Raw genomic sequence first — 12,475 nt, forward strand, 5'->3', positions numbered from 1 at the left:
ATGAGCACGCCAGCTGTTGAATGGGAGCTCTCGGGCTTCGGCGACGAGATCGACGACGACCCCAAGATCCAGATTGCCGTGATGCAGGCACTGGGAGCGAGCCACATTGAAGTCCGCAGCGCCTGGGGCACCAACATCGTGGATTTGGATGAGGCGCAGCTTCGCGAACTGAAGTCCTTGCTGGATGCGGCGGAAATGAAGGTTTCCGCGATCGCGTCGCCGATCGGGAAGGTGGACGTTTCCCTTCCCGTGGAGCACGAGGTGGAACGCCTTCGCCGTGCAGTCAACGCCGCCCAGGTCCTGGAATCGCGTTACATCCGGATCTTCTCCTTCTACTACGGCGAGGACGTGGCGGTGGAGAGCATCCGGGATGCTGTCATCGAACGCATGCGGGCCCTCGCGGACGTGGCGGAGGAGTCCGGCGTCGTACTGCTGCACGAAAACGAGAAGGACATCTACGGGGACATCCCCGAACGGGTCCTGGACATCATCGAAACCGTGGCGTCTCCCGCGCTCAAAGTGGCTTGGGACGCGGCCAACTTCGTCCAGGTAGGCGTCAAGCCTTTCGAGGACGGCTACGCAAAGCTAAGGCCACACCTTGAATACCTGCAGGTCAAGGATGCCCTGTTCTCGAACGCCACCGTGGTTCCGGCGGGCGAGGGCGACGGCGATGTCCTCCGCACGGTTGAGGCCTTGAAGGCGGACGGGTACACCGGATTCGCGAGCCTCGAGCCACACTTGGCCGGTGCCCACGGGCTGGGCGGTTTCTCCGGCCCGACGGCGTTCGGCATCGCGGCGAGGGCGTTCGCGAAAGTCCTCAATGAAGCAGGAGTGGAGACGAAGTGAGCGAAACCTCAAATGCTCCGGGCGCTCCCGCGGAGATCCGGGCCGCGATCGTAGGGTGCGGCGTCATCGGCCGCACCCACTCGGCCGCGGTCCGCGAATTCCCGGAGGTGGTGGTCACCGCGTTGGTGGATGTGATCCCCGAAGCCTCCGAGGCGCTGGCCGCCAAGATCGAAGCCCAGGGCGACCCGAAGCCGGCAGTCTTCCTGACGCTGGCCGAGGCGCTCGCCGCCGCACCAGTGGACCTGGTCATCATCGCGACGCCCAGCGGCCTGCACATCCAGCTGGCGCTGGAAGCGCTCGACGCCGGCAAGCACGTGGTGATCGAAAAGCCCCTTGACGTTGACTTGGGCAAGGCAGACGAGATCCTGGCTGCTGCCAAGGCTGCCGAGGCCAAGGGCTTGGTGGCAAGCGTGATCAGCCAGCACCGCTTCGATCCGGCCAGCCGGGTGGTGGACGAGGCCCGTCGGGACGGACGCTTCGGCACACTGACCTCGGCTGTCGCCTCGGTCAGCTGGTGGCGGAGCCAGGGCTACTACGATTCGGGCGCATGGCGCGGAACCTGGGCCATGGACGGCGGAGGCGCCATCATGAACCAGGGCGTCCACACCGTGGACCTGCTTTTGTGGTTCCTCGGGCGGCCCCTTGAGATCAGCGCCAAAACCGCGCTCCTCGCCCACGAGGGTGTGGAGGTGGAGGACACCGCCGTGGCCACCGTGACCTTCGAATCCGGCGCCCTTGCCGTGTTGCACGCGACGACGGCGGCGTACCCGGGCTTGACGGTCCGCCTCCAGGTCATGGGCAGCAAGGGTTCCGCCGTGATCGACAACGACGACCTCGCATACTTCCACGCGTCCGACGCCGCTGATCCTTCGGAAAGCAGCGCCATGGGCATCCTCGGCGGCGGGAACCAGGCCGCCGTCGAACTCGCCAAATACCCGGACGACACCGTCGAAGCGCTGGATCCCACGGTCTATCCGGCTGGACATGTCCGGCAGTACCGCGACATCATCGCCGCGATCCGGGAAGGGCGCCCCGCGGGCGTTACCGTCCGGGACGCCGTGACCGCCCTGGCTACCGTGCGTGCCCTGTATGTCTCGGCAACCTTGGGCCAGCCCGTGCTGGTCGACGATGTCATTGCCGGCAAGTACAACGATGTGGAGGTCCGCACAGGCGGGGCCGCCGGCCAGCAGGGAGCCAATCGCGAAGAGGTATCGGCATGAAGTTCTCCGTGTTCACCGCTTCCACTCCCGAGTGGTCGCCGCAGGAAGCCGCCACGAAGCTTGCAGCCCAGGGGTGGGACGGCATCGAATGGCGCGTCACGGACCAGGCGGACGCAGCGGAACCAGGCTTCTGGGCAGGGAACCGTGCCACCTGGCCCATGACGGGATTGGAAGACTCGATCCCGGAGATTGCCCGGCTCACCGCTGACGCAGGGTTGGAATTCTCCGGCCTCGGCGGCTACGCCCGCTGCGACAACCACGACGACGTCGATCGCGTCCTCGCGGCGACCGCGGCCTTGGGTGCCAGGCAGGTCCGGGTCAACGTGCTGCCGCTGGGCAACTCGAACATGGGCGGGCCGGAACCCACGGGCCTGTCCTACCCGGAACTCTTTGCCGCCACCCGGGAGCACTACGAGTGGGTTGCTTCCCGCGCTGCACATCACGGTGTCAAAGCCCTCGTGGAACTGCACCATGGAACCGTGACGGCATCGGCCTCCTCGGCACGGCGATTGCTGGAAGGCCTGGACCCGCAGCATGTCGGGGTCATCCACGACCTTGGCAACTTGCTGATCGAGGGCTGGGAATCACCGTTGCCCGCACTCCAGCTCCTTGGCCCCTATTTGGCACATGTCCACGTGAAGAACGCCCGCTGGGTCCGCACCGACTCGAAGGACGAATCGGGAGCGGCCGTGTGGGTCAACGAATGGGCCCCTCTTGCCGAAGGCCAGGCAAGTGTCCTCGCCTACTTCCGTGCGCTCGCAGACGTCGGCTACGACTCCTGGGTCACGCTGGAGGACTTTTCCACCGAGCTTCCCTTGGAGGAACGGACTGCGTCGAACCTGGCGTACGTCCGCAAGGCAGCCGCCTTGGCGGGGTTCGCCGTCGTCGATCCCGCATCGGCACCCTGACGGCCCGGGCCGTCAGCGCCTAAACACAGCAGCCGCTCAAAACCAGCAGCCGCTCAAACACAGCAGCCGCTTGCCTGTCGGAGGCAAGCGGCTGCTGTGTTGTGGTGTCTAGATGGTGCGTGGTGCCTTCGCCAGGTTGTCCTTGAGCTCGGCGGCGTTCTGCCGGACCACGTAGGCCGGGCGGTCGCGCTCCACGCGCCAGCTCTCGTCGAGCGGTCCGATGTTGACGGTGTCGAAGCCGAACTCGTCGTAGAGCTTCTCCACGAGTTCGGCGGCCTCGGGGTAGTCGCTTGCGGTGGCCAGCGCGCGGCGGTTTTCGGTGCCCGCCGGGGTGCCGTCGGTGCCGATCTGCTTCGCCATGATGTGGTTGAAGCCCTTGGCCACCTTGGACGTGGGCAAGTGCTTCTGCAGCAGACCGGACGTGGTGGCTTCGCCCTTGTCCAGCTCAGGGATGCGGCCGTCGCGCTCCCAGTAGTAGTTGTTCGTGTCGATCACAATCTTGCCCGCGAGCGGCTCCACGGGAATGTCCTGGTAGCTCCTGAGGGGCACGGTCACGACGGCGAAATCGCCCGCCGCTGCCGCCTCGGCCGGTGTGGCGGCACGGGCATGTGCGCCAAGCTCCGCCACCAGTTCCGCAAGGGTTTCCGGTCCCCGGGAGTTGCTGATCACTACGTCATAGCCGAGTTCGACCGCCTTGCGGGCGACTTGGCTGCCAATGTGTCCTGCACCGATGATTCCGATTGTTGTCATACGTGCGGCAACACCGTCTTCGGCGCAGATATTTCATAGGTTACGGCGAGTGACGTGCAGGCGACGTGGGGTTTCCGTGACGGTGTCCATTCCCTTGGGTCCAACGGCTTTACGTAGAATAGGCACCATGACTGTCGCCTCTGATGCTGCCACCGCCACTGCCGCTGCCCGTGCCCGCCTTCTTGAATTGATCAAGGAACTGGCGGTCGTCCGCGGCAAGGTGATCCTTTCCAGCGGTGCCGAGGCGGACTACTACATCGACCTGCGGCGCATCACCCTCCACCACGAGGCTTCGAAGCTGGTTGGCCAGGTCATGCTTGCCATGATCGACGACGCCGGAATCGCCGTTGAGTGCGCCGGTGGCCTGACCATGGGTGCGGACCCGGTCGGAACCGCCGTGATGCACGCCGCCGCCGACGCCGGGCGCGCCGTTGACGCCTTCGTGGTGCGCAAGGCGCAGAAGTCCTACGGCATGGGCCGCCAAGTGGAAGGTCCCTCGGTGGAGGGCCGCAACGTCGTGGTTCTCGAAGACACCTCAACCACCGGTGGCTCGGCGCTGACCGCCGTCGAGGGTGTCCGCAAGGCCGGTGGCAACGTGGTGGCCGTGGCCGTCATTGTGGACCGCAACACGGGCGCCAAGGAAAAGATCGAGGCCGAAACCGGTGTGCCGTACCTCTTCGCCTTCGGCAAGGACGAGCTGGGACTCGACTGATTTCTTACAAGCCTGGGCGGGTTTTGGGGGACCGTGTGCCCGTCGGCTGAAGCGCCTAAGCTGGCTGCGTGAACTATCGGGCGGGAAAATTTCCCCGGAACCAGCAACGCTGGCAGGACCCGGGCTCCCTCGCCCGGGTTCTCCGGCAAGCTGCCGAGCTGAAGAGTTTTTCCCGCCGCAGCTTCCTCATCGGAGCGGGCGCTTCCACGGCGCTCGCAGCGGACATGCTGTTCACCCGCCAGGTCCAGGCAGAACGTCGCGTCACCAAGATCCTGCCGGTGGGAGACGATGTCGCGGAGTCCTACTACCCCAACTCGAGTTGGATTCTCTTTCCCGGTTACAAGACCAGCTGGGAAGAGGCCCAATGGATCCTCAACTCGCTCCGGGGGTCGCTCCGGCAGCGGGGCCAGATGGCCGCCGTCGGATACTCCAACCTGGGGTTGGAAGTCGCCGACGTGGTGGACGCGGTGCTCGCTTACATCAACGAGCGCAAGCTGAACACCCTGTATTTCTACGGCCACAGTTTCGGTGGAATGCTGGCCACCGAAGTGGCCGCGCTCCTGCGTGAGCGGAACGGCGTCAGCGTCAAGCTGATCCTGTTGGATTCATCGCCGTTCAGCAAGTACGACATCCTCGACCAAAGCTGGTTCGACGGCGTCGTGTTCCTGTATGAGAGCGGCTTCCAGGTTCCGTCGGTGCTCCGCGGCGGTTACGAGCTGGGCGAGCGCGTGGTCAACAAGCACGAACGCACCTGGGGGCAGATCTGGGACCAGACCTTGGAACAGCTTTCGCCGATCGCGCCGTCGAGCGTCCTGATCCAGAGCGAATCGGACTATATCTACCACTTCGACGGCACGCGGTTTGTCGACCGGCTGGGGGATACCCGCATGGCCTTCATCGGGAACCCGAACGATGACACGGTGAACTACGCGACAGCCCGGGCTGCGTGGGCCAAGACTTTCCCCCTCAACATCGCGTCCACGGGCCGCAGGACCGACGGCGCCCGGCCCGCCCATGCGAGTCCACAGTGGAATCCCTTTATCTACAATCCGATCATCGAGGACCTGGAGAACGAACTCTTTCCGCTGCCCAGGGCCGGCTCGCGGGTGGTTTTCTACTGAGCGGTGCCCGCCACGAACGCCGCTACCGGCGCCGCAGTCCATCCAGCTCGGAACCGCTGAGGCCGGCGTCGCGCAAGTAATCCGCCGCGCTGCCGAACTCGAGCCCGAAACGGTCCAGGAAGTATTCCATCGCGGCTTCGGGGGATTGCAGCAGCATGAGCGAGGGACTGAATGCTTCCTCGGGAACCTCGGGGACGGCCAACCGCCACGCTGCTGCCATCGTTTTGAGCATCGTGGGGAGGGCAGCGGTGCTTGCGGCGTAGTCAGCGATAACAGCCGCGTGGCCAGCGCCGCTCGCGAGGAGCGCCAAAGCGGATACGACGCCGGTGCGGTCCTTGCCGAGCGAGCAGTGGATGAGCGTGCGCTTGCCATGGGCCGCAGGGCGCAACGATTCGGCCACCCAATCGAGGCGGGTGCGCACCCAGCCAAGGTAGAGCTCGCCGAGGTCTTCGGCCGTGCGGATTGATTGGAGCCCGTCGGAAGCCGTACGCGGATCGAGGGGATTCTCCACGAGCTCCACTGGAGCCTTGGACATCGAGCCGTTGGCCAGTTGCCATGGCACGATGGCGCGCTCGTACTCGCTCCGCAGATCCACCACCGTCTTAATGCCGTGACGTTCCAGGAAGTCAGCCGTCGCCGCGGTGTCCATGCCAAACGGCTGGCTGCCCCTCAGAATGCGGCCCCCCGCCAGGGAACGGAGGTTCAGCACAGCCATGGCACGAGCCCCTTCTTCTTAGATCTGGTTCTTGAGATCCGCTACCGAGTTCAGGACCTGGTTCGGCCGGAACGGGAAGGCCGCGATGTCCTCGCGCTGGGTGATGCCGCTGAGCACCAGGACGGTGTGGAGCCCGGCTTCCATGCCCGCGATGATGTCCGTATCCATGCGGTCTCCGATCATTGCCGTGGTCTCCGAGTGCGCGTCGATCTGGTTCATCGCGGAACGGAACATCATGGGATTCGGCTTGCCCACAATGTAGGGCTCGCGGCCGGTCGCCTTGGAGATGAGCGCAGCGATGGCGCCCGTGGCGGGCATCGGGCCGTCCTTCGACGGGCCGGTGGCATCCGGGTTGGTGGCGATGAAACGCGCCCCGGCGAGGATCAGCCGGATGGCCATGGTGATCGCCTCGAAAGAGTAGGTGCGCGTTTCGCCGAGCACCACGAAGTCCGGGTTCTGGTCGGTGAGGATGAAGCCGGCCTCGTGCAGCGCCGTCGTGAGCCCTGCCTCGCCGATCGTGTAGGCGCGGTTTCCTGACTCCGAGCCCTGCACCTGGTCCTTGAGGAACTGTGCCGTGGCCAGGGCCGAGGTCCAGATGTTCTCCTCCGGGATTTCCAAGCCTGAGGAACTCAGCCGGGCCGCCAGGTCCCGCGGCGTGAAGATGGAGTTGTTCGTGAGGACAAGGAATCGCTTGGAGGTGTCCACCCAGCGCTGGATCAGTTCAGCCGCTCCGGGAACCGCCTGGTTTTCGTGGACGAGGACACCGTCCATATCCGTGAGCCAGCATTCGATTTCGTGTCCGTTGCGGTAAAGGGCCGAGCTCTTCGGGGCCTCGCTTGCGTTCTCCATGCTTTTCCTCCGCGTAGTGGCTGGTTCTCGTCCCAAGTCTTTCATCTTTCGGCCTCCGAGACACCCGGGTGTCCTGCGTTGCGGCACCGGGTTTCGGCGCCGCAGGCGGTATTGCGCGAGCTAGGGTTGAGGAGTGACTGACCGGCCCCAGACCCCCGCCCCGACCGACTCAACTGATGTTCCGACCATCGTCCCGTCTACCGAGGGGGAGTCCGAAGCGAAACCGGAGGTCGGCGTCGGGCCCTGGGAAGGCGACTGGCCGGACGGCGATCAGTGGGACCCGGACCTCCTGGCGGACGGCGACCGCCGCAACGTCGTGGACAAGTACCGGTACTGGAAGCACGAAGCGATCGTCGCGGACCTGGACGCACACCGGCACGATTTCCACATTGCCATTGAGAACTGGCAGCACGACCTGAACATCGGCACCGTAGTGCGCACTGCCAATGCGTTCCTCGCCAAGGAGGTCCACATCATCGGACGACGCCGGTGGAACCGTCGCGGGGCCATGGTCACCGACCGTTACCAGCACGTCCGCCACCATCCCACCGTGGAGGATTTCGTGGAGTGGGCGCAGGGGGAGGGGCTGGCCATCATCGGCATCGACATCTTCCCCGATTCCGTGCCGCTGGAAACCTATGAACTTCCGCGCAACTGCGTGCTCGTGTTCGGGCAGGAAGGCCCTGGCCTGACTCCCGAGGTGCACGACGCCGCCGTGGCCACTCTGTCGATCGAGCAATACGGTTCCACGCGCTCCATGAACGCGGCGTCGGCGGCGGCCATCGCTATGCACGCCTGGATCCGCCGCCACAACTTCGGCCAGCGGGTTTCCTAGGGGATCCGGCCGGGAGGACCCTCCGGCAAAACGTCCGCAAGTGTTACCCGTCTCCGTGACCGGAAACACGGTGCCGGATTCGAAGTCGCTAGGATGGTGCCTAGCCGTATAGGTCTACTCCAGGGTCAACAAAACCCACAGACGAAAATCAGCATAGGAGTCAGCATGCCCATCGCAACCCCAGAGATTTACTCCGAGATGATCGACCGCGCGAAGGCCGGTGGATACGCGTTTCCGGCAGTGAACGTCACCTCGTCGCAGACCCTGAACGCCGCCATCCGCGGCTTTGCCGAGGCTGAATCGGACGGCATCATCCAGGTCTCCACGGGTGGTGCGGCTTACTGGTCCGGCGCTTCCGTCAAGGACATGGTTGCCGGCTCCCTGGGCTTCGCGGCTTTCGCCCGCGAGGTCGCCAAGAACTACAACGTGAACATCGCCCTGCACACGGACCACTGCCCGCAGGACAAGCTGGCTGATTTCGTCCTTCCGCTGCTTTCTGCTTCCGAGGAAGCAGTCAAGGCCGGCAAGGACCCGATCTTCAACTCGCACATGTGGGACGGCTCGCACGAGACCCTGTCCGATAACCTCCGGATCGGACGCGAGCTCCTGGAACGCGCGGCTGCGGCCAAGATCATCCTCGAGGTGGAGATCGGCACGGTCGGCGGCGAGGAAGACGGCGTCGAGAACGAGATCAACGAGAAGCTCTACACCACCACCGAAGACGCGCTGGCCACCATCGAGGCACTCGGCGCCGGCGAGAACGGCCGCTACCTGACCGCGCTGACCTTCGGCAACGTCCACGGCGTGTACAAGCCGGGCAACGTCAAGCTCCGCCCCGAACTGCTCAAGCAGATCCAGGCCGAGGTCGGTGCGAAGATCGGCAAGACCAACCCGTTCGACCTCGTCTTCCACGGCGGTTCCGGTTCCACCGAGCAGGAAATCGCGGATGCTGTCTCCTACGGTGTCATCAAGATGAACATCGACACGGACACCCAGTACGCGTTCACCCGCCCGGTGGCCGGACACATGTTCAAGAACTACGACGGCGTCCTGAAGGTCGACGGCGAAATGGGCAACAAGAAGACCTATGACCCCCGCGTCTGGGGCGCCTCCGCCGAAGCCGGCATGGCCGCCCGCATCGTGGAAGCCGCAAAGCAGCTCGGTTCGGTAGGCAAGACCTTCTAATGTCCGACGAATTCCGCAAGAACCTGATGGGCCCGGAGCCTACGCTCCTGCCTGCAGAGACCGAGATCTACCAGCACCTTGCCTTGGGGCAGGAAGCACTGGACCTCGTGGCCAAGTACCCCACGTCTTCATTGCTGTGGGCGATCCTGGCCGAGGAAGCCTGGGCTGAGGGCCGGACCATCGATTCCTATGCGTATTCCCGCGTGGGTTACCATCGTGGACTGGATTCGCTGCGCCGTAACGGTTGGCGCGGCGTCGGACCCATCCCGTGGGAGCATGAGCCCAACAGGGGATTCCTGCGCGCTCTGTACTCGCTCGGCCGGGCATCCGCCGCCATCGGCGAAGCTGAGGAGCCGGAGCGGATCGAGAAATTCCTGAACGACTCCGATCCCGCCGCGAAGGCAGCGATCGAAGGCTAGGACAACTGTCTTAAACGCCGACGGCGGCCGCTCACCTTTGAGGTGGGCGGCCGCCGTCGCGCTTCCCCGCCCAACTGACTCGCAATTAATGCCGTTATGAGCCGTCAAAACGACAACAAATGCTAGTTAGTTGGGCGAGGGCTAGGAGACGGGGGTGAGGCCGGTCCGGGCCATGGCCTCGGCGTAGGCGCCGTGGATGAGGTCCAGGTACTCCTGTTGGCGCGTGGGGGAGCCAGCGAAGGAGCGTCCACCCAGCGAGCGGACCTTGAACGTCTTGAAGCCGCGGCGGTGGATGCTCTGCGGTGCGGCCTTCATGAGCTGGTCTGCCAAACGATGGGCTTCATTGCCATGGGCTACCAGCACTGAGGTGCGCGGCACGATCGCCAGGAGACGCAGGAGCGGCTTGAGGCCTTCGGTGATGTTGGCGGGAGTCAGCTTGCCCGGTTCGCCGTCGGGCTCGATCCACGGGTAGACGTTCCACGGCATCATGAGTTCCGGGCGCAGCCCCAATTGCCACTGCATACCCACCATGCGGGTGGTGGCATCTGCGTCACCCGGGGCGATGAAGCCTGAACCCTCGGTGCTGCGGGTGTTGGAGAAAAGGCTGATGATACGGCACTCGTCAACACTGTGGGCGGGGTCTACGTAGAGGACTTCGCTGCCCGGCTTCTGTTCTTTGAGGGAATCGCAAAGCCCCGTGACCTCGGCGATGTGGGGTTCGAAACGTCGGTTCCAGAGCTGCTCTTCGCGTGTTTCAGTCGCCAGGTCTTGCATATGGGCTTGGGTCTCCTACGTGTAGCGAGGCGCACTTGTCCGGCCGGGAGCGGTTTGCCGCGACCGGTCGGATTGGGTGCAGTGTTGGGGGCTGGTTAACTCTACCGGAACCGCGGTGGGCTGTGGGGTGAATCGGGACTTCTGTGGTGGGACTCTCGACGGCGCAAGTGCGTTAACGGCAACGGCACCGTCCCGATGGATGCGGAACGGTGCCGTTTGGGAAGCGCCTGTTACTGCTTGTTCTCGTTCTGGTCGTCGCTTTCCTTGGTCCGGGAAACCACGGTGCCGTTCGATTCGTTGAGGATGAGCTTCACGTCCCGGCCGTTGTCGAAGTTGAACATCGCGTTGATGGAACCGGCCTTGGCGTCCGCCGAGGAATCGCCGATCTGGCCGGTGTGCCAGTTGTCCTCGATGAAGCGAAGGATGGATGACTGGTCCGTCTGGGTGTGGTCCACGAAGTTCTTCTTCGCGAAGGGCGAGATCACCACGAGCGGCTGGCGGGGGCCGGGGCCGCAACGGTCGGCATAGCCTCCGGCCATCGGGACACCCTTGTTGTAGGCGTTGAGGCACCATGCGGCGTCGTCAGTGGTGTTGGAGGAGTTCTTCACGCCGGCCGCGACGTGGTCGTACCAGCCATCCGAGTCATCGTAGGCGAGGACGACTGCGGTGCTTTCCCAGTTCTTCGAGTTCTGGATGGCGTTCACCTGCTGCGTGATGAACTTCTGCTCGTCGAGTGGATCGGAGTAGCCGGCGTGGCCGTCCTGGAAGCTTCCCGCCTTCAGGAACGAGACGGCAGGCATGTTGTCCGAGTTGACCACCTTGGCGAAGTCCGAGGTGTCGTACTGGTGGTTGGCCTGGCCGTTGTGCCCGATCTCGTCCACGCTCGCCGGGGCAAGGTGGTGCGGGTTGGACGTTGACTTGTAGTACTGGAACGGCTGGTGGTGCGGGCTGTAGTCCGTGACCGTCGCGCCTGAAACGTTGGTGTGGGTGCTCATGCAGGCTGCCGGCGTGGTGTCCGTTGCCGCCGTCGTCGGGGCAAAGCCGCCCTGGAACCAGCCCCAGCTGACTCCCTTGTCGTTGAGGAGATCGCCGATGTTCTTGCCCTGCATGCCCGCAAGGTTGTTCTTGCTCGCGTGGCTCTTGTTGGAGCAGTCGTCGTACACCGGATCCGGGTCTTCCGTCATGGTGCCGACGCCGTTGGCGTCGGGGAATTTGACGGTGTAATCGCTGCTAGCGGGCTTGACCGGCTGACCGGCGGCGGTGAATTCCGTGACGCCGTGGGTCTGGCCGGACACCAGGTTGAGCGCGCCGGGGCTGGACGGTCCGAAGCCGGTGCTGAAGTGCGAGTCGCTCATGGCGAAGTTCTGGGCGTAGTTCCAGATTCCGGTCACGGTGTTGCCGTCGTAGTAGTCAGTGGTGAGCCCGGGACGGCCGAACTGGCCACCCGAACAGGTATCCATGCTGGTGTTCTCGACGAACTTGTTCATCAGGCCGCCGTTGTAGGCCTTCTGTTCCGCGGTGTATTCGTGGTCCTGGTCGCAGGTGATGGCCTGGCTCGGCGTCAGGCGTTGTGGCTGGACCGCGTTGGGATTGTTGGGTGCCAACAGATTGTCGTGGGCGAGGGTGGCGATGTTCTTCGGCGTGTTCTTGGCCGCCGTGAACGCGGGGGCCGCTGCGCCGGTACCCTGCTGGGTTTCGCCGGGGATGTTGGCCGCTTGCGGATACGTCGCGAAGTAGTGGTCGAAGGAAACATTCTCGCCGAAAATTACAACGACGTGCTTGATGGGTGTCGCCGTTCCCTTTTGGTCGTTGTTGGCCGAAGCCGGCGCCATGCCGAACCCGATCAGGCCGGCGGCGATCGTGGACGCGGCGAGTGCGCTCACTCCTGCTGTTGAGAGGAGGCGCCTGTTGCGAAAGTTCATGGACTTCCCTTCAGAGTCACGGGCAGTGCCCGCCCAACTGACTCGCATTTGTTGTCGTTTAGAAGGCTCATAACGACAACAAATGCGAGTCAGTTGGGGTGTGCTGGGGGTGAGGATTCACAAAGAATGTAGCCGGTTGCTCGGGACCCGGAGGTCGATTTGGGAGCTCAATACCGACTGTTTGGGAAGAGTTCACATTCTGCTCACGGGGAACTTCAA

The 12,475-nt window shown here is 64.2% G+C and carries 13 protein-coding genes; 8 read left to right on the top strand and 5 right to left on the bottom strand.

The features are described 5' to 3' along the window. Genes OIT41_RS01595 through OIT41_RS01605 form a run of 3 tightly spaced genes read left to right on the top strand, consistent with a single transcriptional unit; the run spans position 1 to position 2,974 of the window. The gene (locus OIT41_RS01595) at positions 1-846 is read left to right on the top strand and encodes a sugar phosphate isomerase/epimerase family protein (RefSeq protein WP_241707340.1); all 846 of its coding nucleotides are present in this window, start codon (positions 1-3) and stop codon (positions 844-846) included. Further along, positions 843-2,066, top strand: a complete 1,224-nt coding sequence (locus OIT41_RS01600) for a Gfo/Idh/MocA family protein (RefSeq protein ID WP_241707341.1) — start codon at positions 843-845, stop codon at positions 2,064-2,066. The genes OIT41_RS01595 and OIT41_RS01600 overlap by 4 nt, the downstream gene beginning before the upstream one ends. Next, the gene (locus OIT41_RS01605) at positions 2,063-2,974 is read left to right on the top strand and encodes a sugar phosphate isomerase/epimerase family protein (RefSeq protein WP_264637260.1); all 912 of its coding nucleotides are present in this window, start codon (positions 2,063-2,065) and stop codon (positions 2,972-2,974) included. The genes OIT41_RS01600 and OIT41_RS01605 overlap by 4 nt, the downstream gene beginning before the upstream one ends. A 108-nt stretch (positions 2,975-3,082) precedes the next feature. Here the strand turns inward: OIT41_RS01605 and OIT41_RS01610 are convergent, their stop codons facing one another. Then, positions 3,083-3,724, bottom strand: a complete 642-nt coding sequence (locus tag OIT41_RS01610; RefSeq protein ID WP_241707343.1) for an NADPH-dependent F420 reductase — start codon at positions 3,722-3,724, stop codon at positions 3,083-3,085. A gap of 127 nt (positions 3,725-3,851) precedes the next feature. Here OIT41_RS01610 and pyrE point away from each other — a divergent pair, with 127 nt between their 5' ends. Both pyrE and OIT41_RS01620 read left to right on the top strand, forming a co-directional pair. Beyond that, complete coding sequence (gene pyrE, locus OIT41_RS01615; protein ID WP_078106782.1) at positions 3,852-4,436, top strand: orotate phosphoribosyltransferase; 585 nt, start codon at positions 3,852-3,854, stop codon at positions 4,434-4,436. Positions 4,437-4,504: 68 nt separating this feature from the next. Further along, positions 4,505-5,557 (top strand): thioesterase domain-containing protein, encoded by a 1,053-nt coding sequence (locus tag OIT41_RS01620; RefSeq protein ID WP_241707344.1) that lies wholly within the window; start codon positions 4,505-4,507, stop codon positions 5,555-5,557. A gap of 22 nt (positions 5,558-5,579) precedes the next feature. Here the strand turns inward: OIT41_RS01620 and OIT41_RS01625 are convergent, their stop codons facing one another. Further along, positions 5,580-6,272, bottom strand: a complete 693-nt coding sequence (locus OIT41_RS01625; RefSeq protein WP_264637261.1) for a tyrosine-protein phosphatase — start codon at positions 6,270-6,272, stop codon at positions 5,580-5,582. 18 nt (positions 6,273-6,290) lie between these two features. Continuing rightward, positions 6,291-7,121 (bottom strand): HAD-IIA family hydrolase, encoded by an 831-nt coding sequence (locus tag OIT41_RS01630; protein ID WP_139359611.1) that lies wholly within the window; start codon positions 7,119-7,121, stop codon positions 6,291-6,293. Between the two features lie 133 nt (positions 7,122-7,254). Here OIT41_RS01630 and OIT41_RS01635 point away from each other — a divergent pair, with 133 nt between their 5' ends. From OIT41_RS01635 to OIT41_RS01645, 3 genes are all read left to right on the top strand, one after another. Beyond that, positions 7,255-7,956: a TrmH family RNA methyltransferase gene (locus OIT41_RS01635; RefSeq protein ID WP_413542298.1), complete on the top strand. Its 702-nt coding sequence runs from the start codon at positions 7,255-7,257 to the stop codon at positions 7,954-7,956. Positions 7,957-8,121: 165 nt separating this feature from the next. Beyond that, positions 8,122-9,141: a class II fructose-bisphosphate aldolase gene (fbaA, locus tag OIT41_RS01640; RefSeq protein WP_078106778.1), complete on the top strand. Its 1,020-nt coding sequence runs from the start codon at positions 8,122-8,124 to the stop codon at positions 9,139-9,141. Next, positions 9,141-9,560: a DUF3151 domain-containing protein gene (locus OIT41_RS01645; RefSeq protein WP_078106777.1), complete on the top strand. Its 420-nt coding sequence runs from the start codon at positions 9,141-9,143 to the stop codon at positions 9,558-9,560. The genes fbaA and OIT41_RS01645 overlap by 1 nt, the downstream gene beginning before the upstream one ends. A gap of 141 nt (positions 9,561-9,701) precedes the next feature. On the opposite strand, the gene OIT41_RS01650 is transcribed toward OIT41_RS01645, so the two are convergent. Continuing rightward, positions 9,702-10,334, bottom strand: a complete 633-nt coding sequence (locus tag OIT41_RS01650) for a uracil-DNA glycosylase (RefSeq protein WP_241707347.1) — start codon at positions 10,332-10,334, stop codon at positions 9,702-9,704. Positions 10,335-10,564: 230 nt separating this feature from the next. Continuing rightward, on the bottom strand, positions 10,565-12,256 hold the full coding sequence (locus tag OIT41_RS01655; protein ID WP_241707348.1) for a phospholipase C: 1,692 nt from the start codon (positions 12,254-12,256) through the stop codon (positions 10,565-10,567). Positions 12,257-12,475 lie beyond the last annotated feature (219 nt).

This window comes from Arthrobacter sp. YA7-1 (assembly GCF_025960325.1).
Lineage (GTDB): Bacteria > Actinomycetota > Actinomycetes > Actinomycetales > Micrococcaceae > Arthrobacter > Arthrobacter bambusae_A.